The following is a 24,377-nucleotide window of genomic DNA, read 5'->3' on the forward strand; positions in this document are numbered from 1 at the left end:
AGAGCGCACGACCCCCGCAACACATGACGAGGCACCCTGTGGAGGACGCACGACCCCCGCTACGCGTGACGAGGCACCCCGTGGAGGACGAATGACTCTGCATCCTGTGCTGGCCGTGACCGCGGTCGCCGCCGAGGCCGACGCCCTGCGCCCGGTGCTGGATCCGGCGCTGGTCGTCGTCGAGGCGGTCGGTGTCGGCCCGGCCGCCGCTGCCGCGGGCACCGCCCGCCTGCTCGCGCGGTCCGACTACCGAGCGGTCGTCAGCGTCGGCATCGCCGGCGGCTTCCCCGGCCGTGCCGACGTGGCCGGCACCGCCCTCGCCACCCGGACGATCGCCGCCGACCTGGGCGCCGAGTCCCCCGACGGCTTCCTGCCGATCGAGGAGCTGGGCTTCGGCAGCAGCGTCCTGGAAACCGACGCCGCCCTGCTGAAGGCTCTTCAGGCGGCCCTTCCGCACGCGATCACCGGTGACATCCTGACCTTGAGCACGGTCACCGGCACGGCCGGGACGACCGCCCGCCTGACGACCCGCTTCCCGGACGCGGTCGCCGAGGCGATGGAGGGCTACGGCGTGGCGATCGCCGCTGCCGGGGCCGGCGTGCCGTTCGCGGAACTCCGCAGCATCTCCAATCCGATCGGGCCCCGCGATCGGGCCGCCTGGCGCCTGGCCGACGCGTTCGCCGCCCTGCGCGCCGCGGCCCCCGCACTGCAGTCGCTCCCCTGATCCGCCGCGTCCCGCGCTGCAGTCGCTTCCTTCAGCGCCCCGAGCCCGCTCGAAAGCACGGCATCGCGGCACGGCGACGCGGCACGGCGACGCGGCACGGCGACGCGGCAGGGCACGGCATGGCGGCACGGCACGCCGACGCGGCACGGCGACGCGGCACGGCATCGCGGCACGGCATCGCGGCAGGGCACGGCATGGCGGCACGGCACGGCGACACGGCACGGCGGCGCGGCGACGCGGCTGGGGCTGCGCTGCCGCGGCGATTGGTGTGGCTGTTCCGGATTGCCCGCCTTCAGCGAACCGCACTCGGGACGGCTTCACGACGGAGAAACACCACGCCGCTCAAGAAGGTGAATTCTTTTACAGGAATCTGTTGCTGTTGATGATCGCGCCCGGCATGCTGCGCTGAACAACATGTGACTTTCGTCGCTGTAGGCATCACCAGGCGCGGACCGAGCGGCACCGCCCGAACAGCCGCGAAGGTGAACCGATGACGGCCACCGGGACCCTGAGCGAGGCACGATGAAGGACATGAGCGCCGGGGCCCGGGCCCGCCTGATCGGTGCCGGCTACGCGGCCCAGGGGCTGGGGTATGCCGCGGTCGTCACCGCGCTGCCCGCGTTCAAGGAACGTCAGGGCCTGAGTGACGCGTTCGTCTCCGCGATCCTGCTGCTGGTGTGTGTGGCCGCGGCCGGCGGTTCGGTCGTCGCTGACCAGGTCGCCGCGCGCTGGGGCAGCCGGTACGCACTGGCCGCGGGCCTCTTCCTGGTCGGCGCCGGTCTGGCCGGCACGACCGTCGGCACCCCGAACGTCGCCTTCGTGACGATTCTGCTGCTCTACGGCATCGGCCTCGGCACCGTGGACGCCTCACTCAGCATGCAGGGCGTGCTGGTCCAGGCCCGCCTGGGCCGCAGCGTGATGAGCCGGCTGTTCGCCGCTTACACCGCTGCCGCGATCGTCGCGGCCCTGCTCATGTCGGGTTCGCTGGCGAGCGGCGGCGGCGCTGCCATCGCGGTCGGCACGGCGGCCGCCTTCGCGGTGCTGGTCGGGCTGGCCGGCTGGCGCGGGTTCGAGCCGGGCCGCACGGAACGCTCTCACGTGGTGCACGAGACCGGCAGCCGCGCGGTCCGCCGGGTGATCTGGGTCTGCGGCATGCTGATCTTCACGGCGTTCCTGGTGGACTCCGCGGTCAGCACGTGGAGCTCGGTCTACCTGAAGGACACGCTGCACGCGGCTGCCTCGGTCGCCCCGCTGGGCTACGCCGCCTACCAGGCGACGGTGCTGGTCAGCCGCCTGATCGCGGACCATGTGGTGCCTCGCGCGGGGCGGCTCACGATGGCTCTGGGTTCGCTCGTGGTCTCCGGCGCCGGGTGCGCCCTGGTCGTACTGCTGCCGACGGAGGCCGCCGCGATCACCGGTTTCGCGATCGCCGGCATCGGTGTCGGCGTGCTGGTTCCGCTGGCGTTCAGCGCGGCCGGTGCGGCCGCGCAGGAGAGCAGCGACGAGGTGATCGCCCGGGTGAACCTCTTCAACTACGGCGGCGCGCTGCTCGGCGCGGTCCTGCTCGGGGCGCTTTCCGACCCGATCGGTCTACGGATCGCGTTCCTCATCCCGGTTGTCGGCGTGATCCTCACCCTCCCGATCGCTCGCCGCCTGACCCACCTGACGGTCGCCGAGCCCGCCCCGCGCCCCGCCACCTGAAAGCTCGGAAAAGGCCGGAAAAGCCTGGGCAGAACACGCCGGATAGGCTTCGGACGTGCCCAGGCTGGTCGACCATGACGCGCGACGGGCGGAGCTCCTCGCGGCCACCTGGCGGGTGGTCCGGTCCCGCGGTGTCGAGGGGACGACCACAAGGGCGATCGCGGACGAGGCGGGCTGTTCGCTGAGCGTCCTCGCGCATTTTCTCGGCGGTAAGGACGACATTCTGGTCGCGGCGCAGAGGGCGGTCTACGACCGGATCGTGGAGCGGGCTTTCCGGATCGGCGGCAGCCTCTACGGGCTGGCGGCGCTGCGGGCGGCGCTGGACGCGGTGCTGCCGATCGATGAGGAACGGGCCGCGGACGCGCACGTGAACGTGGCTTTTGCCGGGGCCGCGCTGTCGCATCCGCTGCTGGCCGAGTCGCGGCGGGAGTCGCACCGGGCGATCCGGGTGCATCTGCGCACGTGCCTGCGGGAGGCCCGGGAGTTGCACGAGCTCCGCGCGGGCGTGGCGGACGAAGCGGTGATCGACGACTTCATCATCCTGGTCGAGGGCAGCTCCCTGCTGAGCTTGGTGGACGGCTGGGCCGAGGAGGGCCGGGCGGAACGCCTGACCCGCCTCGCCGGCAACTTCGTCGATCAGCTCAGGAGTTAGCCGCGATCAGGTCGCGGTACCAGAACCAGGAATCCTTGCGCGTACGGGCGAGGGTCTCCTTGTCGACGTGGACGAGACCGAAGCGCTCGTCGTAACCGGCCGCCCATTCGAAGTTGTCGAACGCCGACCAGACGTAGAAGCCGTCGACGCGTACCCCCGAATTGATTGCCTCCTGCACTGCTCGCAGGTGCGCCTCCAGATAGGCGATCCGTCGCGGGTCGTGAACGTGACCGTCTTCGCCGGGGGCCGTGTCGTGGAACGAGGCGCCGTTCTCGGTGACGATGACGGGCGGCAGCGACGGATAGCGTTCGTGCAGCGTGACGAGGATTTCGGTGAGCGCCGACGGCACGATCGCCCAGCCGAAGTCGGTGCGTTCGTCGCTCTTGACCGGCACGGGGGAGAACGGCATTCCGTCGGGGATGTCGACCTCCAGCACCCCGGAGTAGTCCTTGCCCTCGCGGGGCGCCTCGACCGCGGTCGGTTCGTAGAAGTTGACGCCGTAGAAGTCGAGCCGCGCCCCGATCAGCTCCAGATCCCGGTCGAGTTGCGCGCCGGAGGTGCCGACCCCGGCGCGGATCATCTCGTCGGGGTAGTCGCCGAGCAGGATCGGGTCGGAGAACGTCCAGTTGGTCAGCCCGCGGAACAGCTCGGCGGCGAACGCGTCGGCCGGGTCCTCACTGGCCGGGTAGACCGGGAAGTGCTGGTTGGCGATGCCGATCGCGCCGGCGTCGTGCGTGCGCAGCACCTGCACCGCGAGTCCGTGCGCGAGCAGCTGGTGATGCGCGACCGGCAGCGCCTCGAGCCCGAGACCGCGGGCCGGGGCGTGATCCGTCAACGCGTACCCGTAAAGGGTCTGGACGTTCATCTCGTTCATGGTGATCCAGTCCCGGACGCGGTCGCCGAGACGCAGCACCACCGCACTGGCGTAGTCGGCGAGCCGGTGCGCGGTGTCCCGGTTCAGCCAGCCGCCCTTGTCCTCCAGATCCTGCGGCAGGTCCCAGTGGTAGAGCGTGGGCACCGGGCGGACGCCTTTCGCGAGCAGCTCGTCGACCAGCCGGTCGTAGAAGTCGAGCGAGGCCAGCGCCCGCGGCCAGGAGATCGAGAACCGGTAGTCGCGCACCCCGGCCTCGGCGATGTGCGTGACGTCCTCGGCGTACCGGTGATAATGATCGATGGCGACCTTGGCGTCCTCGCCGTGCCGGACCGTCCCGGGGCGGGCCGTGAACGTGTCCCAGATGCTCGGGCCCTTGCCGTCGGCGTCCCAGGCGCCCTCGATCTGGTAGGCCGACGTCGCCATGCCGAACCGGAAGCCGGGTGGGAATCGCATGAGCAATCCTTTCAGGACAGTGCCTTGAGGCGGGGCAGGCAGACGAGCGCGAGGATCGCGAACGCTGCCGTGAGCAGGTAGAGCGCGGGGTAACCGCCGAGCCGGGTGACGATCGGCGCGGCGATCACCGGGGCGAGCAGCTGCGGCAGCGTGCCGGCGATGTTGGCGACGCCGAGCATGGTGGCGCGGGTCTCGGCGTCCGGAAGCACCTGCGTGATCACCGCCATGTCGACCGCGACGTACGCTCCCCAACCGGCCCCGACCAGCACCGACGCCACGATCGCAACGGCCACGACGGGTACCAGGGCGAGCAGCGCGGTCCCGGCGGCGAGCACCACCGCGGCGACCGCGACGAAGATCTTGCGACGTTCCCAGCGGTCGGAGAGCACCCCGCCGGCGAAGCCGAAGATCCCGGCGAAGAGCACGTTGACCACGGTCAGCACCAGCACCCAGGTCGCCGCGTCGGTGACGCCGACCTCGTCCGACAGGTAGTAGAAGAGGTAGACCAGGACCAGCGCGTTGACCAGGTTGAGCAGGAACCGGATCAGCCAGGCCCAGGCGAACTGCGAGCCCGGCCAGCGCAATGAGATGCCCGGCTTCTCGGAGATGCGGACTGGTTCCCGATGGATCACGAGCAGCGCCGCCCCGAGCGCGGGCACCGCCACGGCCACCGCGATGTACCCGGGCGCACCCTGGCCCACCGCGACCGCCAGGGCGGTGCCGAGCACCACTCCGACGATCTGCGCCACCCCGAACAGCGAACCGACCGTCCCGCGCTGGCGTTCCGGCACCCGGTCCCCGATCAGGGCGGCGAGGGCGGCGAGCGGCCCGTTCAGTCCGATCTGGACCAGCACCCAGCCGCCGATCATCGGCGCGCGGGCGTCGGCGGCCGACAGGACGACCAGGCCGGCGACGCCGATCACGGTTCCGGCGATGAAGATCGGCCGGCGCGAACCGAGCCGGTCCGACAGCGCGCCCCACAGCGGGTTGGCCACCAGGGAGGCCGCCGCCCCGATCGCGGTGACCAGGGCGAGCAGCGACTCCTTGCCGTCGGCGCCGGCCAGCCGCGCGGCCTGCTCCGGGAGCAGGATCTGGATCGGGCCGAACCAGCCGGCCGCGACCCCGATCATGGCCAGCGAGTAGGCGGCCATCCAGCGCGTACGCACCGGCGCCTCGACCACCGTCATGAGCGTGCTTTCTCCCACATCGTCACGTACGCCTCGGCCCCGCTCATCAGTTGCCGGGTGAGCAGCGCCTTGTCCGATCCGGCCTGGTTCGTGAGGTCGGTGATCCAGTCGGCGTAGAGGCCGTACTGGGCGACCCCGTCGGTGTTCAGGTCGAACGTGCGGGTCCCCCAGACCTGCTTGGCGACGGTCGTCCCGTTCAGCGCCGTGAACGGGTAGGTGAGCGGGCTCGACCCGGCGTTCAGGCGGGGCTCGGCCTGCGTGCCCAGCCCGTTGACGTCGGTGCCGACGCCGTACCCGGTGATCTTGGAGCCGTTGGCGAGAGCCCGGTTGGCCCGCCACTCGTCGAGGAAGGTCGGCGTGCCGGAGCCGTCGTCGGTGGCGGCGAAGGCGTACGAGGCGACGAACCCACCGAGCCCGAGCACCCGGTTGACCAGGGTCCGGTCGGCCCACGTGTGCACCGAGGCGACCCCGGCGTAATGCCGCTGCTCGGCCAGGTCGAGCACCGCCGAGGCGGTCTTCACGCTCATGTGGTCGATGTGGACGATCATGCCCCGGTCCATCATCTTCTGGACCAGGTACGTGCCGAGCGTGGTGAGCCCGCGGACGTTGCAGATCTTGCCGCTGGGGTAGACCGGCAGGATCGTCCCGGCCGGCAGGTCCACGCCGAGCGACAGCAGTTTGGCGAAGTCGTCACTGACGATCGGCTGCTCGTTGTCGGAGGGGCCGGTGCAGCTCGTCGCCTGCCACCAGTGGCCACTGGAGAGCAGCTGACCGACGTTGATCGCGGCGCCGGTGACACCCTCGTCGAAGCGGGTGCCGCCGAACGCGTTGTCGAACTTGTGCACCGGGTAGAGGCCGCTGACGCCCATGGCCTGCAGCTCGTCGAGCCCTTTGTCGATGTCGGCGGTCGTGCACTGCGCGACGTCCTTGATCTCGCGGCAGCCGAAGATCTCCGAGTTCTCCACACCGATGGTGACGGCGAGTTTGCCCTGGGCGGCTATCGCCCGTACCTCGGCAGGGGTCGTCGCCAAGCGGAACCACCCGCGACCTGGACCTCCGCTGCGAGCGTCGATGTAATCCTGCATCTTGTGCAGGTAGGTGGACTGCGCGCGGATCTGGTCCATCTCGTCGCACGAGGTGTGCCGGACGGTCAGGTCGCAGATCACCCGGTTCGCCACCAGCAGCACGTTGAGCACGCGCTGACCGGACTGCCAGGCCCGTTCCAGGCTGCGGAAGTAGGACGCCTCGTGCAGCATCGTGTCGGTCTGCGGCCAGTCGGTGAACGACGGCCACCCCTGCTCGGACGAGTTGATCGGGTCGGTGCCGGCGATGATCGCCTCGAGCAGCGCGCCCCAGCCCAGGGTCGCGTGCGAGGCGCAGCCGGCCAGCGCGACCGGCGCGCCGCCGGAGGCCCACGCGTCGCCGCAGTGCATCGAGCCGCCGAACGCCTCGCCGGCGGTGATGTGCGCGTGCGCGTCGATCCAGCCGACGAGTTTGCCGTTGGCGTCGACGGCCGGGGCGGGGGTGCCGCTCACGCCGGTGGCGATGTCCGGGATCGCCGCGCATCCGGTGGTTGCGGTGAGCTTCATGGTCGCGCTTCCGGCGCCGAGCCCACCGAGGTACGACCCCAGCTGCTGACCGGTCGACGTCGAGACGAACTTGTACGAGCCGGCGGATCCACTGCTCACGGTCCAGTCGGCGCGATCACCGTAGGAGTCGCCGGCCCACACCCAGCCGAGCGTGCTCTGGTACGGCGGGGCGCCGGTGTGGTCGCGCAGCAGGTAACGGCCGAGCTGGGTGGCCTCGAAGCGGAACGGTTCGGCCTTCGACGCCGTGCCGGTGAAGCCGTAGCCGACGGAGTCCTTGAACACGTAACCGAGCGAGGTGGATCCGTTGTACGCCTGGAGGGTGACGCACGCGCCCTCCAGGCCGGTGGCCGGCATCCAGGTCTCGGCGGCTTCGGCGGGCGCGGACAGCCCACCGACGAGGCCAAGCACCAGGACGACCGCGAGCAGCTTACGACCCACGAGGCACCCCCTTGGTAGATCAAATGATCCGACAAAAGGAGTGTAGAAAATCACACCGCTGTTAAACCAGAGGTGAATGTGAATATTTTTACGGGCGACCCCTTCGAGCACCCGGCCGCAGCGGGGATAGCGTGGTCACGTGGCGCTCTCCCTCGCGGTCTCCCCATGCCCCAATGACACGTTCGTCTTCCACGCTCTGATCCACGGGCTGGTCCCCGGCGCGCCCGCCGTCGACCTGACCTTCGCGGACGTCGACGTGACCAACACGGCCGCCGAGCGGGGCGAGTTCGACCTGGTCAAGGTCAGTTACGCGGCGCTGCCGTGGCTGCTCGACCAGTACGATCTGCTGCCCTGCGGCGGCGCCCTAGGCCGGGGTTGCGGTCCGCTGGTGCTCACCCGCGATCAGCGCACCGACCTGTCCGGCGCGACCGTGGCGGTGCCCGGGGACCGGACCACGGCGTACCTGCTGATGCGCCTCTGGTCGGCGAAGAACCCGCCGGCGAAGATCGAAGTGGTGCCGTTCCACCAGATCATGCCCGGGGTGGCCGACGGGACGTTCGACGCCGGCCTGGTCATCCACGAGGCCCGCTTCACGTACCAGCGCTACGGGCTGACCGCGCTGGCCGACCTCGGCGAGTGGTGGGAAGCGGACACCGGCCTGCCGATTCCGCTCGGCGCGATCCTGGCCAAGAAGGGCACGGTCGACCCGGAGCAGGCCGCCGAGTGGATCCGCGAGTCGCTGCGCAAGGGCTGGCTCGACCCGGCCGCCAGCCAGGACTTCATTCTCACCAACGCGCAGGAGATGGAGCCGGCCGTGGTGACGCAGCACATCGGGCTCTACGTCAACGAGTTCACGCTGAACCTGGGCCAGGACGGACTCGCCGCCGCCGACGCCCTGCTCGGGCGTGCGGCGGCGGCGGGTCTGACGCCTGCCGTGCCCCCACTTCGCTAAGTCCGAGACCTGCGATCACCGCCGGTGAGATGGCACCTGGTCTTCCGGCGGCCGCGGGGTTCGCCGACGGTGAAAACGCCTGCCGTCTCACCGGTCAGCAGGCAATCGCCGCGGAGCGAAGCGGAGCCGATCAACCAGCCCGGTCGAACTCGTCGGCGATCGCGTGCAGCAGCTGCGCGATCTTCGCGGCGGCCTTCTTGTCCGGATAACGGCCGCGCTGCAGCGTGGGCTGCACGGACGTCTCCAGCACCTTGATCATGTCCTCGATCATGCTGGCCGTCTCCTCAGCCGGACGGCGGCGCGCCTCGGCATCCCGCGCTGCCAGCGACGGCGGTGCGTCCAGGAGTTTCACGCCGAGCGCCTGGGCGCCCTTGCGGCTGTCCACCACGCCGAACTCGATCCGCTGTCCCGTTTTCAGGTCGATGACCCCCGCCGGCAGCGCACCCTTGGGCAGGAACACGTCGCCGCCCTCATCACTGGTGACGAATCCGAATCCCTTCGTCGCGTCGTACCACTTCACTCGACCCGTGGGCACCGCTGACCTCAACTTCACTCAATGGACACAACTGCTCACGGGGAGCCTATCCAGCTCCAGGCCCGGACCCAACTGCAATCTCATCCAGTAGGGCCGGGAATGCGGTCAAGTCGGACAGTACGTACGTGGCGCCCGCGTTTTCGAGGTCAGTTGCCGAGCACGGACCGGTCGTTACACCGATCCCGGGCACGCCGGCCGTGCGAGCGGCGACCATGTCGGCCACGTGATCGCCGACATACCACCGCACCCCGTGCTCCACCAGCGCGGATGCCTTGCCCTCGGCGAACAGGTCACCGGCGAGCTCGTCGGACCGCATACCCAGATGATCGAGGTGCAACTGCGCCAGCCGGCCCAGTTTCGAGGTCACCACGACGACCCGCAGCCCGGCCGAACGGACCGCGGCGAGCGCCTCGACGGCTCCCGCGGTCGGGACCGACGGCGTGATCGCGAACTCCGGGTACAGCCCGCGGTAGATGGTGACCGCCTCCTCGACCGCCTCGGCCGGGAACCAGTGACCCAACTCGGTCCGCAACGGTGGGCCGAGCCGCGTCACCGCCAGATCGGCGTCGACGAAGACACCGGTCCGCTCGGTCAGCGCCCGGTAGGCCGCCCGGATGCCCGGCCGCGAGTCGATCAAGGTCATGTCCAGATCGAAACCGACCGCCGGGACCGGCGAGGTCCGCTCCGCCCCGGCGGTTTCCGACCTGGGACTCAATGGGTCTGCGACTCCGGCAGACGCCGCAGCTGCTCGATCGGCAGTGGGAAAGTCTGGTCGTCGCCGAACGGCGACGGGGCGGCGGCCCGGTCGGAGACCAGCTCGGAAACCTGAAGGTGCCCCTTCAGAGCCGGGCTCTCGGGATTCTTGGCCTTCGACGCCACGTTCGGTCCTCCTCTGATCGGGGCCCGGCCACGCCCGGACCCGTCACCATCGTCCCATGAACGTTAGCGTTGAAGACGATGGCCACCACATTTGCGGATCAACTCCGGTCGCTGCCCGACGAGGCGTTGGGCGCGCTCCTTCAGCTGCGCCCTGACCTCGTCGTCCCGGTGCCCGCCGACATCTCGGCGCTGGCCGTCCGCGCGCAGTCGCGCGGATCGGTCGCCCGCTGTCTGGACGGGCTGGACGAGTTCACCCTCACGATCCTCGACGCCGCCCGGGTCACCCGCGCGGCCGACACCGCCCTGACCTCCGTGGACGCCATTCTGGAACTGGCCACCGGGGTGGCCGAGGACGACGTACGCGTCGCGGTCGACCGCCTGCGGGCGCGTTTCCTGCTGCACGGCCCGCCGGAGGCGTTGCAGGTGGTGAGCGCGGTCGACGAGGTGACCTCGCCGTACCCGGCCGGCCTGGGCCGCCCCGCCGACTACCTCGACCCGCACGCCGCCGCCCTGGTCGCCGACCGCGCCCGCCTGCGCCGCACGGTGCTGGCCGCGCCGCCGGGCGCCCGCGCCGTGCTCGACCGGCTCGCCGCCGGCCCGCCGGTCGGCTCACTCAGCCGTGGTGATGTCGCCGAACCCATTCAGTGGCTGGTGGAACAGCACGTCCTGGTCCCGATCTCGGAGGCCGGCCGTGCGCCGCGCCCGGACGGCGAGTTGGTCGAGCTGCCCCGCGAGGTGGGGCTGCTGCTGCGGCGCGACACCGGGCCGCTGGGCGCGCTGCGGCCGTTCCCGCCGATCCCGGAGGCGACCGTCCGCGACCTGAAAGCGGTCGACTCGGCCGGGGCCGGGCAGACCATGGAGGCGGTCCGGGCCGCCGAGGCGGTGCTGGAGGCGCTCGCCGCCGAGCCCGCCCCGATCCTCAAGACCGGCGGGCTGGGCGTGCGCGACCTGAAACGGCTGGCCCGGGCGGCCGGTGTCGACGAAGCCGGCGCGGCGCTGCTGGTCGAGGTGACGTATGCGGCCGGGCTGCTCGGCGAGTCGGAGACCCCGGTACACCGGGCCCCGGGCGCGGTGCAGGACATCTTCCTGCCCACCGGGACGTACGACCTGTGGCGCGCCACCGGCATGGCCCACCGCTGGTCCGTCCTGGCCCGCGCCTGGCTGACCATGACCCGCCAGCCCGGCCTGGTCGGCAAGCGGGACGAGCGGGACCGGCCGATCAACGCGCTCGCCCCCGACGCCGAACGAGCGGGCGCCCCGCAGGCCCGGCGCGAAGCGCTCGACGCGCTCGCCGACCTGGAACCCGGCTCGGCGCCCGCGGTCGACGACCTGCTGGCCCTGCTGGCCTGGCAGGCGCCGCGGCGGGCCCGGGGACGCGAGCTCGGGCACCGCGACGGGTACACGGGGGCCGCGCTTCTCGGGGTCACCGGGCTCGGGGCCGTCACGTCGTACGCGCGGCTGTTGCTCACCGATCCGGAGGTGACCGAGAGCGATCCGCTCGGCGTGCACCCGGAGGAAACCCCGGCCGACGCCGTACGGGCGTTGGACGTGCTCCTGCCCGCCCCGGTCGACCACGTGCTGGTCCAGGCCGACCTGACCGTGGTCGTGCCCGGCCCACCCGAGCCGGAACTGGCCGGCGAACTGGACGTGATCGCCGAGCCCGAGTCGGTCGGCGGGGCCAGCGTCTTCCGGGTCACCCCGGCCAGCGTCCGCCGGGCGCTGGACGTCGGTTACACCGCCACCGACCTGCACGCGGTGTTCCGCCGGCGGTCCCGAACCCCGGTGCCGCAGACGCTGGAGTACCTGATCGACGACGCCGCCCGTAAGCACGGCGGTCTGCGCAGCGGATCCGCCGGGTCCTACCTGCGCAGCGACGACGAGGCCCTGATCGCCGAGGTGCTCAGCGAGAAGAAGCTGTTCGGCCTCGACCTGCGCCGGATCGCGCCGACCGTGCTGGTCAGCCCGCGCCCGGTGGCCCGGCTGCTCGGCGCGCTGCGCGAGGCCGGCTTCGCCCCGGTCGCCGAGGACGCGGGCGGCGCCGCGGTGCTGACCAGGCCGAAAGCCCGTCGCGCGCCGTCCCGCAGCCCGCGGGTCGTCGAGCCGACCGGCCCGCCGACCCTGGTCGGGCCGCGCCTGGCCGGGGTCGTCGAGCAACTCCGCAAGGGCGACGTCGCGACCCGGGCGGCCCGGCGGGCGCCGGTGACCGTGCGGGCCGCGCAGGGGCAGGCGGTGCCCGGGCTGACCGCGGTGCAGCAGCACAGCCAGGCGATGGCGGTGCTGCAGCAGGCGGTGCGCGATCGGGCGAGGGTCTGGGTGGGGTATGTGGACTCGCACGGCGCGACGCTGTCCCGGCTGGTCCGGCCGGTGTCGCTGAGCGCCGGTTACCTGCGGGCCGAGGACGAGCGCGGGGAGAACCTGCACACGTTCGCCCTGCACCGCATAACGGCCGCGGTCACCGAGGACTGAGCCGCTCCCCCGGAGGCGTGGCCGGCTCCCAGACGTGCTCCTCGGTGTAGCCGAAGATCGTCCGTTCGCGGTCGCGGGACTCCCGCTGCCAGTCCTCGTAGCCGCCGCTCACGCCGAGCTGAAGCCGTTCGAAGGTCATCGGGTCGAAGAACAGGTGGGTGGTGGAGCCGAGACGGAACTCGGCGCACCGGAGCACGCCCCGATCGAGCTCGGATTCGCCGTTGACCGCATACCGGATCCGGGTGATCCGCGGCGCGCTCCCGCGATCGAAGAACAGGCCCCCGATGTACGCGGTGGCGAACTCCTCGTCCTCGTCGTCGAGCCACCGCGTCGCGGCGATCCGGTCGACGATCTCCAGCGTCAGAGAGCCCTGCGCCGGGGACCCGTCGATCAGCAGGAAGCGGCGATCGAGTTCCAGCTCCAGGTAGACAGCCCCGCCGAGCTGCGCGAACTGCGGATGCCCGCGGCCCGTGTCGAGATAGCCGGGCACGATGATGTCGTGCACGCGGGCGCCGTCGAGTGAGTCCAGCACGCTCATGCGGGTGGATTCTGCCGGGCCGTGAACGCCCCCGTCGCGCCACGACCCGGCCGGGCATGGCGTGGATTCCGGCCGAGTGCGAGGCCGGCCGGAATCCACCCCACACTTCGGTACACGCGCCGGCGTGCGGAAATGTTGCACCCCGTTTCCGTGGCACACTGAATGGTTGGCTTTTCCGTTCGGTGAAGGACAGACGCGTGACCAACGGACCACTGATCGTGCAGTCGGACAAGACCCTGCTCCTCGAAGTCGACCACCCGGACGCGCAGGCCTGCCGGATGGCGATCGCCCCGTTCGCCGAGCTGGAGCGCTCGCCGGAACACGTCCACACGTACCGGTTGACCCCGCTGGGGCTGTGGAATTCGCGGGCCGCCGGCCACGATGCGGAAAGCGTCGTCGACGCCCTGATCAAGTTCTCGCGCTACCCGGTGCCGCACGCGCTGCTGGTCGACGTCGCCGAGACGATGGACCGCTACGGGCGGTTGCAACTGCTCAACGACCCGGTGCACGGGCTCGTCCTGCGCGGGCTCGACAAGATCGTCCTGCTCGAGGTGTCGAAGTCGAAGAAGCTGGCCGGCATGCTCGGCGCGCGCCTCGACGACGAGACGATCGCGGTGCACGGCTCCGAGCGCGGCCGGCTCAAGCAGGCGCTGCTCAAGCTCGGCTGGCCGGCCGAGGACCTGGCCGGTTATGTCGACGGCGAGGCGCACGCGATCGAGCTGGCGCAGGACGGGTGGACCCTCCGGTCGTATCAGCAGGAGGCCGTCGACGGCTTCTGGGCCGGTGGTTCCGGCGTGGTCGTGCTGCCCTGTGGCGCGGGCAAGACCCTGGTCGGCGCGGCCGCGATGGCCACGGCGAAGGCGACCACGCTGATCCTGGTGACCAACACGGTCGCCGGCCGGCAGTGGAAGCGGGAGCTGATCGCGCGCACGTCGCTGACCGAGGACGAGATCGGGGAGTACAGCGGCGAGCGCAAGGAGATCCGCCCGGTCACCATCGCGACGTACCAGGTGCTGACGTCCCGCCGCGGCGGGGCGTTCACCCACCTGGACCTGTTCGGCGCGCGGGACTGGGGGCTGGTCATCTACGACGAGGTGCACCTGCTGCCGGCGCCGATCTTCCGTTTCACCGCGGATCTGCAGGCCCGCCGCCGGCTGGGGCTGACCGCGACCCTGGTCCGGGAGGACGGCCGTGAGGGCGACGTCTTCTCGCTGATCGGCCCGAAGCGCTACGACGCCCCGTGGAAGGACATCGAGGCGCAGGGCTGGATCGCCCCGGCCGAGTGTGTCGAGGTGCGGGTCACGCTGACCGAGGCCGAGCGGATGGCGTATGCGGTGACCGACGCCGAGGAGCGTTACAAGGCGGCCGCCACCGCCCGCACCAAGCTGCCGGTGGTGAAGGCTCTCGTCGACAAGCACCCCGACGAGCAGGTGCTGGTCATCGGCGGTTTCCTCGATCAGTTGCACACGCTGGGGGATTATCTGGACGCGCCGATCGTCGAGGGGGCGACGACGAACAAGGAGCGGGAGCGGCTGTTCGACGCGTTCCGTTCCGGTGAGCTGCGCACGCTCGTACTGTCGAAGGTCGGGAATTTCTCCATCGACCTGCCCGAGGCGGCGGTGGCGATCCAGGTCTCGGGCACGTTCGGCTCCCGGCAGGAGGAGGCGCAGCGGCTCGGCCGGGTGCTGCGACCCAAGGGCGACGGGCGGCAGGCGCACTTCTACACGGTGGTGTCCCGCGACACCATCGACACGGAGTATGCGGCGCATCGCCAGCGCTTCCTGGCCGAGCAGGGTTACGCCTACAAGATCGTGGACGCGGACGACGTGCTCGGCCCGCCGCTCCCCCAGGTCGACTGACCGGCCCGTCACCGTCGGCCCCGAGTTTCCGGAGTCGACGGTGACGGATCACGGCGTCGGCGGAGTCGCCGGAGTTGTCGGCGCGGCCGGTGCCACCGTCGCCTCGGCCGGCGCCGCGGGCCCCTCGCCGCTCCGGTTCGTCACGAGGGCCGCCCCGAGGCACAGCACGATCACCACACCCACGACCGCCAGCGCCGCGAAGATCCACTTCGGCGGGCCCGGCCGCTTCGGAGCATCCGGTGGAATGGGCGCGAACTGTGGCGGCGCGGAGACGAACGGCGGCGGAGGCGACGCGGACGTGAACGGCGGAGGCGACGCGCTCGCGGCCGTCCGCGGCGTGCCCGCTTCCTCGTAGGCCGCCGCGGCCACCACCTCGGGGCTGCCGAGCCGCTCCAAGATCTCGATCAGCTCCCCTTCGCTCTGAACGTTCCGATCGGTGCGCTCGGTCGCGATGTGCGCGGCCAGATCGGCCAGCAACTCCCGGCGCTGGAGCAGCGGCAGGCCGCTCAGCCGCAGGTCAACCTCGTGCAGGTACTCACCGACCAGGTCGGTCTGGTTGGGTTTCATGCGATCTCACCGGTTCCCACGAGACGGTCGACGGTCTGACGGAACGACACCCACTCGGTGCGGAAGTGCGTGAGCGCGGACCGCCCGGACGGGGTGAGGCTGTAGTAGCGCCGGGGCGGACCGCTGGGCGACTCGGACCATTTGCTGTCCAGCAGGCCGCCGCGGCGCAACCGCGAGAGCAGCGGATAGATCGTGCCCTCGGTCGCGGCGAGTGTCTGCTCCTCGGCGAGGCGCCGAACAATCTCCGTGCCATACCGATCCTCGAACTCCACCATCGCGAGCACGCAGAACTCCAACGTTCCACGACGGAGCCCGGAGGCCAACTGCGCTCCCTCTGCCATGCCTCACAGAGTACCTTGCGACGCAAGGTAGAAGAAGAATCAAGATTCGATTGGCGTACGACGGGTGAGCGCCCCGGCAACAAACCGCCCCGGGCACGCGGCCCGGGGCGGTTCAGCGGTTCAGCGGTTCAGCGGTTCAGCGGTTCAGCGGTTCAGCGGTTCAGCGGTTCAGCGGTTCAGCCGCGACGGTAGGTGCGGCTGGTCGTGGAGACGTAGTTGCCCGCCCGGTCGTACGCGCGAAGCTGCATCTTGAAGGTCTTGCCGTACTTCGCGGTATTGATCGAGAAGGCGTAACCGGCGCGGTAGTCGGTGGCGACGAGCTTGCCGTTGATCAGCAGCTGAACCTTGGCGACGCCGTTCTTGTCGCCGGCCGTGGCGGTGACGGCCACCTTGCCCTTGACCTTCGCCAGGTTCTTCGGCGCCTTGGTCAGCTTCAGCCCCGGCCGCGTGTTGTCCACGTTCACGGTCCGCGACGCGAAGGTCTCGTTGCCCAGCTTGTCGACGTAACGCCAGGTGAAGGTGAAGGGACCGTCCTTCTTCGGGTAGATCGCGAGACCGCCGGGCGCGTTGGCGATGCTCGGCAGCCCGACGAGTTCCGCGTCGACCAACTCGGAGGGGTCCCTGACCTCGCTGTCGGTGACGAAGTACGAGCCGCGGACCAGCGCGTTCTGTGCCGGGGTGAGCGCGGTGACCACCGGGCCGGTCCGGTCGATCGCCACCGGGAACACCTTGCTGGTGGTCTGGTCGAGCGCGTCGGTGGCTCGGATCTCGATGGTCGCGGACGTCCGCGTCGACGCCCGGTCGTCCCAGTTCAGCGTGGAGCCGGTCGATTTCAGCTCGCCGTCCACGTACCACTCGGTCTTGCGCAGCGTCGGATCGGTGACCGACACCGTCAGCGTGCCGGCCGGAGCGATGGTGGCGCCCGCCGTGGTGACCTTGACGTTGATCGGAGCCCAGCTCACGACGCGTTCCCGGCTGTAGGCGAGGTCGGAGATCACCGGCGGCGTGTCGTCGATGTCGTAGGTGGCCCCGGCGTATCCGACGTTGCCGCGGAGATCGGTCAACCGCACGCTGATGAACTTCCTCCCGGGCACGGCCGTGACGTCGAAGGTCCACGGCGCCGCGGTGCGGACGTCCAGGTCGTTGCCGGTCGCGGAGTCGTACAGGGCGACCTTGGCAATGTCGTCCGGCAGGTCGCGCACCGTGATCGTGAGTGGTCCGCTGTGCATCACCGTGAGAGGCGCCGGAGAGATCGTCGCGGTCGGCGCGTGCAGGTCGGCGATCACCCGGACGGTCTTCGCGGCGACGTTCCCGGCCGCGTCGTAGGCCCGGAGCGTGATCTCCACCTCCGTGCCGTCCGGCACGCTCACCAGGTCCGCCGAGACGCGCATGCCGGTTTTCGCGACCGAGAACTTCCGGCTGTGAGCGCCGTCGACCAATGTCTCCAGCATGACGACGCCGGTGTCGTCACTCACCGTCGGCGTGAACGCCGAGGTCGTCCGGTTGTAGACCTGGCCGTCGGTCAGGCCGATGCTGCCGATCACCGGATCGGTGGTGTCGGCCGGGGTGTCGGCGAGGGCCGGCGAACCCGCGGTCAGGATCAAGGAACTGGACAGTGCCGCGACCGCGGTCGCGCGAAGCTTCTTCAACGCCGCATCCCCCAGGGAAAGATCAACGTGAGGACGATACGGCCCCGACCCGTTGCTGTCGATGCGCGGCGGGTGAAAAGACGATCACGAAGTCGGCACGGCCGGACCGGGATGGCGCAGGTCGGCCAGGAGGTCACCGAACTCCTCGGCGCGCTCCAGGGCCTCGGCCCCGCTGAACTGCCGCGCCTCCGTCTCCCCGGTCGCCATCGCCTCGGTCTCTTCCCAGGTCAGCGGCGTCGACGCGGTCGGTGACGCACCGGCCCGCAGCGAATACGGCGTCACCGTCGTCTTCGCCGCGTTGTTCTGACTCCAGTCGATGAAGATCTTGCCGGGGCGCAATTGCTTGGCCATCTTCGCGGTGATCGACCCGGGCACGAGTTTCGCCAGTTCCTCGGCGACCCGCTTGGCGTAGCCGGAGACCACCACCGCGTCCTGCGTACCCGCGATCGGGCAGCAGAGTTGCATCCCCTTCTTCCCCGACGTCTTCGGGTACGCCGCGATCCCGTCCTCGGCGAGCCGATCCCGCATCAGCACCGCCACCGCTCCGCACTCACGCAACCCGGCCGGCGCGCCCGGGTCGAGGTCGACGACGAGCATGTCCGGGTGGGCCCCGATCCGCCACTGCGGGGTGTGCAGTTCGATCGCGGCGAGGTTGGCCAGCCAGACCAGGGTCGGCAACTCGTCCACGACGACGAAGTCGATCGTCTCCCGGCTCTTCGTGGAGCCCGGCACCGGCAGGGTCTCCAGACGCACCCAGTCCGGCGTACCGGCTGGTTTGTTCTTCTCGAAGAAATGCACGCCGTCGACGCCGTTGGGGTAGCGGATGCGGGTCACCGGCCGGTTCCGCAGGTGCGGCAGCAGGACCGGGGAGATCCGGGTGTAGTAGTCGATCACTTCGCCCTTGGTGAACCCGGCCGCCGGGAACATCACCTTGTCCAGGTTGGACAGCTCCAGGTCCCGGTCGGCGAGGCGCACCACGATCCGGTCAGGCATCGTCGGAACACTCTTCCGGCAGCTTGTCGTCGCGTAACCGGAGGAACCGCGGGAAGCGGAGCCGGCGGTCGGGCGTCTGGTTGCCGTATCGAATCTCGGCCACGAGCTCAGGTCGTACCCAATTGGCGCCTTTGGCATCCTCTCGGGGCACCGCGCCGGGGGCAAATGGCGAATCCGTGGCGGCGAGCGGGCCCAGGCGCGAGAGCAGTTCCTTCTCGGCGGCCGCGCCGATGCCGCCGCCGACCCGCCCGCGAAAGGCGAGACCGTCCGGAGTCGGCACGCCGATCAGCATGCCGCCCAGTTTGCGGGCACCGGGCCGCCAGCCGCCGATCACGTAGTCACCGGTCCGGTCGAACTTGACCTTGACCCAGTCGGGCGAGCGATGCCCGGGCAGGTAGACCGAGTCGGAGCGCTTGGCCATCACGCCCTCGAGACGGTTCTCCCGGGCGGCCGCCGCCGTCGCCGCACCGTCCCCGAACGAGGGTGGCACCATCCAGCGCGACCCGGCCAGGTCCAGTTCCTCCAGGCGCTCACGCCGGGCCAGGTAGGGCAGGCCGGTGTAGTCGATGCCGTCGAGATAGAGCAGGTCGAAGATCAGGTAGGTGGCCGGCAGGGTCGCGGCGAGCCGGGCGGCGCGGTTCTTGTCCCGCACGTGCATGCGTTCCGCCAGGGCGGTGAACGAGGGCCGCCCGGCCGCGTCGAAGCAGACCATCTCGCCGTCGAGCAGTGTCCCCTCGGGCAGGTGTAGGTCGGCGATCTCCGGGTACGCCGCGGTCACCACCGCCCCGGACCGGGCGAACAACTGCGGCGGACCGCCGCTGAACAGTGCGAGAACGCGAACCCCGTCCCACTTGAACTCGTAACTCCAGTCCGCGCCCATGGGGAGGTCGCCCGCGGTCGCGAGCATCGGGGACAGCGGCGATCCCGTCACCCGATCACCATAGGCAAAAGCATTCACCTTACGCAGGCGTCTCAGTAATGCCATCCTGATCGAGTGCCGTAGAGCGGGGATTTGGAGTTGATCATGCGAGCGATCTGGAAGGGCGCGGTCTCGTTCGGTCTGGTGTCGATCGCGGTACGCCTGTTCTCCGCGACCGAGGAGAAGGACATCCGCTTCCACCAGGTCCATCGCACCGACGGGGGCCGAATCAAATACCAGCGGACCTGCTCGGTCGACGGCGAGGTGGTCAGTTTCGACGACATCGCCAAGGGTTACGACATCGGCGGCGGGGAAATGGTGATCCTGACCGACGAGGATTTCGCTGATCTTCCGTTGAGCACGTCACGCGCCATTGACGTGCTGGAATTCGTTCCGGCCGAGCAGATCGACCCGATCCTGTTCGCCAAGGCGTATTACCTCGAGCCGGACGGGCAGGCCGCCAAGCCGTACGTGCTGCTCCGTGACGCCCTGCGGGACGCCGACCGGGTGGCGATCGTCAAGATCGCGCTCCGGCAGCGGGAACAGCTCGCCACCCTGCGCGTCCGTGAGGACGTGCTCGTGCTCAACACCATGCTCTGGCCCGACGAGGTGCGCACGCCGGAGTTCGGTTTCCTCGACGACGACATCGAGACCCGGCCGGCCGAGCTGGCGATGGCGAGCTCGCTGATCGACTCGATGGCCGCCGACTTCCAGCCGGACGAGTTCACCGACAACTACCGGGCGGCGCTGCAGGAGGTGATCGACGCCAAGGTGGAGGGCCGCGAGGTGGTCCAGCCGGAGGAGGCCGAGGAGGCCGCACCGGCCGCGATCGACCTGATGGCGGCGCTGAAGGCGTCGGTCGAGCGGGCCAAGAAGGCACGCGGCGAGGCGCCCGAGGAGAAACCCGCGGCAAAACCGGCCAAGAAGGCCGTGAAGAAGGCCACACCCGCGAAAAAGGCCGCGAAGGCCGCCACACCACGCGCGACCAAGGCCGCGAAGAAGTCCGCGTAGTTAGTCTTCCTCCATGGGTTTTCTTCGGGCTTTCCCCGGCGGGGTGTCTCAGTGGCATTGACGTGGGCTGAGTCGTACCTGGGCAAGGTGCGCGCGAGTGTCGGCGACACCGACACGATCTTCTTCGTCGGCGCGCGCACCGTGGTGCTCGACGAGCAGGGCCGGCTGCTGCTGATCCAGCGCTCGGACAATCACCGCTGGGCGATCCCGGCCGGGGCGATGGAGCTGGGCGAGAGCATGGAGGAGTGCGCGGTCCGCGAGCTCTGGGAGGAGACCGGGCTGAAGGCGACCTCGCTGACGCCGTACGCGTTCTACACCGCCTACACCTACACCAACGACTACGGCCACACGTACCAGCAGGTCCTGATGTCGTTCGTGGTGCACAGCTGGGAGGGCGAGCTGCTCCGGCAGACCGACGAGAGCGTGGACGCCGGCTGGTTCGCTCTGGACGCGCTGCCCGGCCCGAAGTCGTTCGTGCTCGACGAGGCGCTGGCCGACCTGGAGATCTTCAACACAACTAATCGCCTGGTGATGAAGTAAGCCGGTTCGGCAGGATGGCCCATCATGGCTGACCGCAAACGCCGACTGAGCGTGGATCTCACCCCGTTACGCACCTCCCGGGATTTCCGGCTCGTCTTCCTCAGCGGCGCGGTGACCAGTTTCGGGTCGTTCATCAGTTACGTCACCATTCCGTACCAGGTGGCGAAGCTGACCGACGACCCGCTGATGGTCGGCCTGATCGGCGTGTGCGAGCTCGCCCCGATCCTGATCATGGCGTTCGTCGGTGGTGCGCTCGCCGACTTCGTGGACCGGCGCCTGCTGGTCCGGGGAAGTGAGGCCGCACTCGCACTGATCTGCGGGCTGCTGCTGATCAACTCGCTCTCCGCCGAGCCGCACCTGTGGCTGCTCTACGTCTGCGCGTTCCTCACCGCCACCTTCGCCGGCCTGCAACAACCCGCGATGGGCGCGATGCTGCCCCGGCTGGTGAAGCCCGAGGAACTCCCGGCCGCGATGGCGCTCAAGTCGCTGAGCATGCAGTTCTCCCAGCTGATCGGCCCGTCCCTGGCCGGCATCCTGATCGCCACCGTCGACCTGGCCTGGGTCTACACGTTCGACCTGCTCACGTTCGCGGTCTCGCTGCTGCTGCTGACGCTGGTCAAGGCCGTGCCACCGCCCCCGGCGGCCGACCGTCCGTCGCTGAGCAGCGTGGTCACCGGCCTCAAGTACGCCAAGTCCCGTCCCGAGCTGCTCGGCACGTACCTGGTCGACATCAACGCGATGTTCTTCGGCATGCCGTCCGCGCTCTATCCGTTCCTGGCCGACCGGCTCGGCGGCCCCGAAGTGCTGGGCCTGCTCTACGCCGCCCCGGCGGTCGGGTCGATGCTGGCCACGGTCGGGTCCGGCTGGACCGAGCGGGTGCACCGGCACGGCCTCATGGTGATCATCGCGGCCGCGTTCTGGGGCGTCGGGATCGTCGGCGTCGGCCTGTCCCACATGCTCTGGCTGACCCTGTTCTGCCTGGCCTTCGCCGGTGCGGCCGACATGGTCTCGGGCCTGTTCCGCATGATCATCTGGAACCAGACGATCCCCGACCACCTGCGTGGCCGCCTCGCCGGGATCGAGATGCTGTCCTACACCACCGGTCCCCTGCTGGGTCAGCTGCGATCGGGTCTGATGGCCCGCACGTCGCTGGGCGTCGGCGGGTCGATCTGGGTCGGCGGCGCGCTCTGCGTGGCCGGCAGTCTCGCGCTGGCCGCGGCGCTGCCCAAGTTCGTCCGCTACGACGGCGAGCACGGGCTCGCCCTCAAGCAGGCCGCCGACGCCGAGTGGGCCGCCTCGGCCGAGGCCCGCGCGGCATCCGCCGGATAAGCCCCTCGACTCGATTGATCATCAGGAATAGGGCAATCCTTCCGACCCGGCGCAGTCTGCTCGGCGTATCGGCCAGTGACCGGTCCGGCGTGCAACCGGTGCGAGTGGCGGGCCGATGGGGTTCCCGTCGGGAACCTCGCCACCGAATACGACTGGGCCCGCACGTGGCACCGCTGACGTCGTACTGCGACGAGGAGGCGCCGGGCCCACGGTGGGCCCGGCGCCTCTCGCAGGAGCTCAGCCCAGAGCCGGCCGCAGCACTTCCTCGCACCACGTGCGGAACGTCGTCGGCGTCGTGGCCCGGGGCGTCCGCGGCTCGGCGTTGTCCAGGCCGGCCCCCTTGGCCGTCATCATGTCGACCATCCCTTGAGCGACGGCCTCGGACATCCCGGCGTTCGTGATCAAGTTCTCCCGGAACGCGTCGGCCGGCACATGCTGGAATCGGATCGGCCGCCCGAGCACGTCGGTGAGAATGCGCGCCTGATCGAAGTTGGACAGATCCTCCGGCCCGAGCACCGGCACCTCCTCGAACCCGGTCCAGCCGTCGTCGAGCAGTTCGCGCGCGGCCACCGCGGCGATGTCCCGGGTGGCGCACGTCGGCACCTTCAGGTCACCGGGCAGCGGCGAGAAGAACATCCCGTTGCGCAGCGCGCCCGCCTGACCGAGCAGGTTGTCCATGAAGGACGGCATGGTCAGCGCGCGGTAGGCCACCCCGCTCGCCGCGATCCGGTCGTCCATCTCCAGCGAGTACGTGACGTGCCCGGCACGGGCCGCCATCGGCGTGCCGCGCCCGAGGGCGGAGACGCCGACCACCCGGGCCACCCCACGCTTGTCCCAGGCGGCCAGTGCCGGCTCCAGAAAGTCCAGGTAGACGCTGCGCAGGTCGTCCGCCTGGTCATTCGGCGGGGCCAGCCAGAACACCGCCTCCGCGCCGTCGAACGCGGCGTCCACCACGTCGGCGTCGCCGTGCGAGCCGACCACCACCTCGACGCGTTCACGCACCTCGGGCCGGATCCGGCTCGGGTCGCGGGCGATCACGCGTACCTCGGCGTCGGCGTCGACCAGGCGGTCGAGGAGCTGGGAGCCGATGTTGCTGGTGGGTGCAGTGACGACAATCATGACGATCAACCCCAATTTCCCGGTACGGGTGACTTGCCGATCAGTCAACCGCTGAGCGCGACGACGGTGAAGGACCGATCCGGACGCCATTGATACCGTGGCGGTATGAGTGACGTGGAGGTCCGCCAGCTGCGCTACTTCGTCGCCGTCGCCGAGGAGCTGCATTTCGGCCGGGCCGCCGCGCGCCTGGGCATGGCCCAGCCCCCGCTCTCCCGGGCGATCAAGGAGCTGGAGCGGCAGCTCGGCGTCTCGTTGCTGGAGCGCACGACCCGCCAGGTCGCCCTCACCCCGGCCGGCCAGTCTTTGCTCCACGACGCCCGCTTCGCGCTCGACGCCGTCGAGGCCGCCGCTCGCCGTGCCCGCAACCTCGGCCGCCCTCAACCGGCGCTGCGCGTGGCCCTCAAGGCCGACTACGACGCCGGCATGCTGCCCCGGATCCTCGACGAGTTCCGGCGGGACCCGGCCGCGCTCCCGGCCGAGGTGCTGCTCGGCGGCCGTGGCGACCAGGTGGCCGCGTTGCGCGACGGGCGGGCCGACGTGGCGCTGATGCCGGCCCCGTTCGACGACCGTGGACTGGACACCGAGCCGCTGCTGACCGAGCCGCGGGTGGCCGCGCTGCCGGCCGGCGACCCGCTCGCCGCGCACACCGAGCTGTGCCTGGCCGACTTCGCCGGGAGGACCCTGCCGAGCGGCGCACCGGCCGACCGCCCGGACACCGGGGACACCGTTCCGGCGCGGCAGCTGGACCTGGCGCAGATCTTCAACTTGATCGAGATCGGCAGCATGGTGCTGTTCACGCCGGTCTCGGTGGCACGCCGGCATCAACGGCCGACGATCGCCTACCGGCCGGTGCGTGACCTGCCGCCGAGCACCTTGATGGTGGCCTGGCCGCAGGAGAGCCGCTCCCCCGCGGTCGCGGCTTTCGTCCGGATCTGTGGGGAGGTGGCCGCCTCGACCCGGGATCAGCCGACACGCAACCTGCAGCATGGCACTCTGTCTGCTGGCGAACAGCCGGATGGCGTGCTTGACTTATTTCACAGAGCTACGCGGGCGGATGCGTAG

23 protein-coding genes are annotated in these 24,377 nt (G+C 70.4%); 10 read left to right on the forward strand and 13 right to left on the reverse strand.

The genetic code is table 11. From position 1 onward, the window contains the following. Positions 1-91 precede the first annotated feature (91 nt). The 3 genes from ACH442_RS41675 (at position 92) to ACH442_RS41685 (ending at position 3,077) form a co-directional block, all read left to right on the forward strand. Positions 92-724 carry a futalosine hydrolase gene (locus ACH442_RS41675; RefSeq protein WP_396343666.1) on the forward strand — a complete coding sequence of 211 codons (633 nt, stop codon included), beginning with the start codon at positions 92-94 and terminating at the stop codon, positions 722-724. A gap of 531 nt (positions 725-1,255) precedes the next feature. Next, positions 1,256-2,425, forward strand: a complete 1,170-nt coding sequence (locus tag ACH442_RS41680; RefSeq protein ID WP_396343667.1) for an MFS transporter — start codon at positions 1,256-1,258, stop codon at positions 2,423-2,425. A gap of 55 nt (positions 2,426-2,480) precedes the next feature. Further along, on the forward strand, positions 2,481-3,077 hold the full coding sequence (locus ACH442_RS41685) for a TetR/AcrR family transcriptional regulator (RefSeq protein WP_396343668.1): 597 nt from the start codon (positions 2,481-2,483) through the stop codon (positions 3,075-3,077). On the opposite strand, the gene ACH442_RS41690 is transcribed toward ACH442_RS41685, so the two are convergent. The 3 genes from ACH442_RS41690 to ACH442_RS41700 are packed head-to-tail and all read right to left on the reverse strand — an operon-like array spanning position 3,067 to position 7,618. Next, positions 3,067-4,404: a GH1 family beta-glucosidase gene (locus ACH442_RS41690; RefSeq protein WP_396343669.1), complete on the reverse strand. Its 1,338-nt coding sequence runs from the start codon at positions 4,402-4,404 to the stop codon at positions 3,067-3,069. The two genes, ACH442_RS41685 and ACH442_RS41690, sit on opposite strands and share 11 nt — an antisense overlap. 11 nt (positions 4,405-4,415) lie before the next feature. Beyond that, positions 4,416-5,591, reverse strand: coding sequence for an MFS transporter (locus tag ACH442_RS41695; protein ID WP_396343670.1), 1,176 nt, complete (start codon positions 5,589-5,591; stop codon positions 4,416-4,418). Beyond that, positions 5,588-7,618, reverse strand: coding sequence for a hypothetical protein (locus tag ACH442_RS41700; RefSeq protein ID WP_396343671.1), 2,031 nt, complete (start codon positions 7,616-7,618; stop codon positions 5,588-5,590). The genes ACH442_RS41695 and ACH442_RS41700 overlap by 4 nt, the downstream gene beginning before the upstream one ends. Before the next feature lie 139 nt (positions 7,619-7,757). On the opposite strand from ACH442_RS41700, the gene ACH442_RS41705 reads away from it, so the two are divergent. Further along, the gene (locus ACH442_RS41705) at positions 7,758-8,570 is read left to right on the forward strand and encodes a 1,4-dihydroxy-6-naphthoate synthase (RefSeq protein WP_396343672.1); all 813 of its coding nucleotides are present in this window, start codon (positions 7,758-7,760) and stop codon (positions 8,568-8,570) included. Between the two features lie 130 nt (positions 8,571-8,700). Here the strand turns inward: ACH442_RS41705 and ACH442_RS41710 are convergent, their stop codons facing one another. The 3 genes from ACH442_RS41710 to ACH442_RS41720 are packed head-to-tail and all read right to left on the reverse strand — an operon-like array spanning position 8,701 to position 9,984. Next, on the reverse strand, positions 8,701-9,105 hold the full coding sequence (locus tag ACH442_RS41710; protein WP_396343673.1) for a cold-shock protein: 405 nt from the start codon (positions 9,103-9,105) through the stop codon (positions 8,701-8,703). A 46-nt stretch (positions 9,106-9,151) separates the two neighbouring features. Continuing rightward, on the reverse strand, positions 9,152-9,820 hold the full coding sequence (locus ACH442_RS41715; RefSeq protein ID WP_396343674.1) for an HAD family hydrolase: 669 nt from the start codon (positions 9,818-9,820) through the stop codon (positions 9,152-9,154). Further along, positions 9,817-9,984, reverse strand: coding sequence for a hypothetical protein (locus ACH442_RS41720; RefSeq protein ID WP_396343675.1), 168 nt, complete (start codon positions 9,982-9,984; stop codon positions 9,817-9,819). The genes ACH442_RS41715 and ACH442_RS41720 overlap by 4 nt, the downstream gene beginning before the upstream one ends. A 78-nt stretch (positions 9,985-10,062) precedes the next feature. Between ACH442_RS41720 and ACH442_RS41725 the strand changes: the two genes are divergently transcribed. Beyond that, positions 10,063-12,450 (forward strand): helicase-associated domain-containing protein, encoded by a 2,388-nt coding sequence (locus ACH442_RS41725; RefSeq protein ID WP_396343676.1) that lies wholly within the window; start codon positions 10,063-10,065, stop codon positions 12,448-12,450. On the opposite strand, the gene ACH442_RS41730 is transcribed toward ACH442_RS41725, so the two are convergent. Continuing rightward, on the reverse strand, positions 12,437-12,988 hold the full coding sequence (locus ACH442_RS41730; RefSeq protein ID WP_396343677.1) for a hypothetical protein: 552 nt from the start codon (positions 12,986-12,988) through the stop codon (positions 12,437-12,439). The genes ACH442_RS41725 and ACH442_RS41730 overlap by 14 nt on opposite strands. 197 nt (positions 12,989-13,185) lie before the next feature. Here ACH442_RS41730 and ACH442_RS41735 point away from each other — a divergent pair, with 197 nt between their 5' ends. After that, on the forward strand, positions 13,186-14,847 hold the full coding sequence (locus ACH442_RS41735) for a DNA repair helicase XPB (protein ID WP_396343678.1): 1,662 nt from the start codon (positions 13,186-13,188) through the stop codon (positions 14,845-14,847). Between the two features lie 48 nt (positions 14,848-14,895). On the opposite strand, the gene ACH442_RS41740 is transcribed toward ACH442_RS41735, so the two are convergent. The 5 genes from ACH442_RS41740 to ligD (ACH442_RS41760) all read right to left on the reverse strand — a co-directional run bounded on the left by ACH442_RS41740 (position 14,896) and on the right by ligD (ACH442_RS41760) (position 19,328). Then, positions 14,896-15,414: an HAAS signaling domain-containing protein gene (locus tag ACH442_RS41740; RefSeq protein WP_396343679.1), complete on the reverse strand. Its 519-nt coding sequence runs from the start codon at positions 15,412-15,414 to the stop codon at positions 14,896-14,898. After that, positions 15,411-15,755 (reverse strand): PadR family transcriptional regulator, encoded by a 345-nt coding sequence (locus ACH442_RS41745; RefSeq protein ID WP_396343680.1) that lies wholly within the window; start codon positions 15,753-15,755, stop codon positions 15,411-15,413. Before ACH442_RS41745 ends, ACH442_RS41740 begins: the two co-directional genes overlap by 4 nt. 176 nt (positions 15,756-15,931) lie before the next feature. After that, on the reverse strand, positions 15,932-17,404 hold the full coding sequence (locus tag ACH442_RS41750; RefSeq protein WP_396343681.1) for an Ig-like domain-containing protein: 1,473 nt from the start codon (positions 17,402-17,404) through the stop codon (positions 15,932-15,934). Positions 17,405-17,488: 84 nt separating this feature from the next. Beyond that, positions 17,489-18,397: a non-homologous end-joining DNA ligase gene (ligD, locus tag ACH442_RS41755; protein ID WP_396343682.1), complete on the reverse strand. Its 909-nt coding sequence runs from the start codon at positions 18,395-18,397 to the stop codon at positions 17,489-17,491. Further along, positions 18,390-19,328, reverse strand: a complete 939-nt coding sequence (gene ligD, locus ACH442_RS41760; protein ID WP_396343683.1) for a non-homologous end-joining DNA ligase — start codon at positions 19,326-19,328, stop codon at positions 18,390-18,392. Before ligD (ACH442_RS41760) ends, ligD (ACH442_RS41755) begins: the two co-directional genes overlap by 8 nt. A gap of 93 nt (positions 19,329-19,421) precedes the next feature. On the opposite strand from ligD (ACH442_RS41760), the gene ACH442_RS41765 reads away from it, so the two are divergent. From ACH442_RS41765 to ACH442_RS41775, 3 genes are read left to right on the forward strand one after another with little or no spacing between them, the layout of a single operon-like run. Beyond that, positions 19,422-20,327 carry a Ku protein gene (locus tag ACH442_RS41765; RefSeq protein ID WP_396343684.1) on the forward strand — a complete coding sequence of 302 codons (906 nt, stop codon included), beginning with the start codon at positions 19,422-19,424 and terminating at the stop codon, positions 20,325-20,327. Positions 20,328-20,378: 51 nt separating this feature from the next. Further along, positions 20,379-20,867, forward strand: coding sequence for an NUDIX domain-containing protein (locus ACH442_RS41770; RefSeq protein ID WP_396343685.1), 489 nt, complete (start codon positions 20,379-20,381; stop codon positions 20,865-20,867). A gap of 24 nt (positions 20,868-20,891) precedes the next feature. Further along, positions 20,892-22,196: an MFS transporter gene (locus ACH442_RS41775; RefSeq protein ID WP_396343686.1), complete on the forward strand. Its 1,305-nt coding sequence runs from the start codon at positions 20,892-20,894 to the stop codon at positions 22,194-22,196. Positions 22,197-22,433: 237 nt separating this feature from the next. On the opposite strand, the gene ACH442_RS41780 is transcribed toward ACH442_RS41775, so the two are convergent. Continuing rightward, positions 22,434-23,315, reverse strand: coding sequence for an NAD(P)H-binding protein (locus tag ACH442_RS41780; RefSeq protein WP_396343687.1), 882 nt, complete (start codon positions 23,313-23,315; stop codon positions 22,434-22,436). Positions 23,316-23,420: 105 nt separating this feature from the next. On the opposite strand from ACH442_RS41780, the gene ACH442_RS41785 reads away from it, so the two are divergent. Then, entirely contained in the window at positions 23,421-24,377 is a 957-nt protein-coding gene (locus tag ACH442_RS41785; RefSeq protein WP_396343688.1) for a LysR family transcriptional regulator, read from the forward strand.

Origin of the sequence: Actinoplanes sp. NPDC020271 (assembly GCF_044388125.1) — a bacterium.
Classification (GTDB): domain Bacteria; phylum Actinomycetota; class Actinomycetes; order Mycobacteriales; family Micromonosporaceae; genus Actinoplanes.

Bases quoted from the DNA above. Each gene is read 5' to 3' on its own strand.
- ACH442_RS41675 (WP_396343666.1), top strand. From the start codon at position 92: ATGACTCTGCATCCTGTGCTGGCCGTGACCGCGGTCGCCGCCGAGGCC.
- ACH442_RS41680 (WP_396343667.1), top strand. From the start codon at position 1,256: ATGAGCGCCGGGGCCCGGGCCCGCCTGATCGGTGCCGGCTACGCGGCC.
- ACH442_RS41690 (WP_396343669.1), bottom strand. From the start codon at position 4,404: ATGCGATTCCCACCCGGCTTCCGGTTCGGCATGGCGACGTCGGCCTAC.
- ACH442_RS41695 (WP_396343670.1), bottom strand. From the start codon at position 5,591: ATGACGGTGGTCGAGGCGCCGGTGCGTACGCGCTGGATGGCCGCCTAC.
- ACH442_RS41725 (WP_396343676.1), top strand. From the start codon at position 10,063: ATGGCCACCACATTTGCGGATCAACTCCGGTCGCTGCCCGACGAGGCG.
- ACH442_RS41730 (WP_396343677.1), bottom strand. From the start codon at position 12,988: ATGAGCGTGCTGGACTCACTCGACGGCGCCCGCGTGCACGACATCATC.
- ACH442_RS41740 (WP_396343679.1), bottom strand. From the start codon at position 15,414: ATGAAACCCAACCAGACCGACCTGGTCGGTGAGTACCTGCACGAGGTT.
- ACH442_RS41745 (WP_396343680.1), bottom strand. From the start codon at position 15,755: ATGGCAGAGGGAGCGCAGTTGGCCTCCGGGCTCCGTCGTGGAACGTTG.
- ligD (WP_396343682.1), bottom strand. From the start codon at position 18,397: ATGCCTGACCGGATCGTGGTGCGCCTCGCCGACCGGGACCTGGAGCTG.
- ACH442_RS41765 (WP_396343684.1), top strand. From the start codon at position 19,422: ATGCGAGCGATCTGGAAGGGCGCGGTCTCGTTCGGTCTGGTGTCGATC.
- ACH442_RS41775 (WP_396343686.1), top strand. From the start codon at position 20,892: ATGGCTGACCGCAAACGCCGACTGAGCGTGGATCTCACCCCGTTACGC.
- ACH442_RS41780 (WP_396343687.1), bottom strand. From the start codon at position 23,315: ATGATTGTCGTCACTGCACCCACCAGCAACATCGGCTCCCAGCTCCTC.
- ACH442_RS41785 (WP_396343688.1), top strand. From the start codon at position 23,421: ATGAGTGACGTGGAGGTCCGCCAGCTGCGCTACTTCGTCGCCGTCGCC.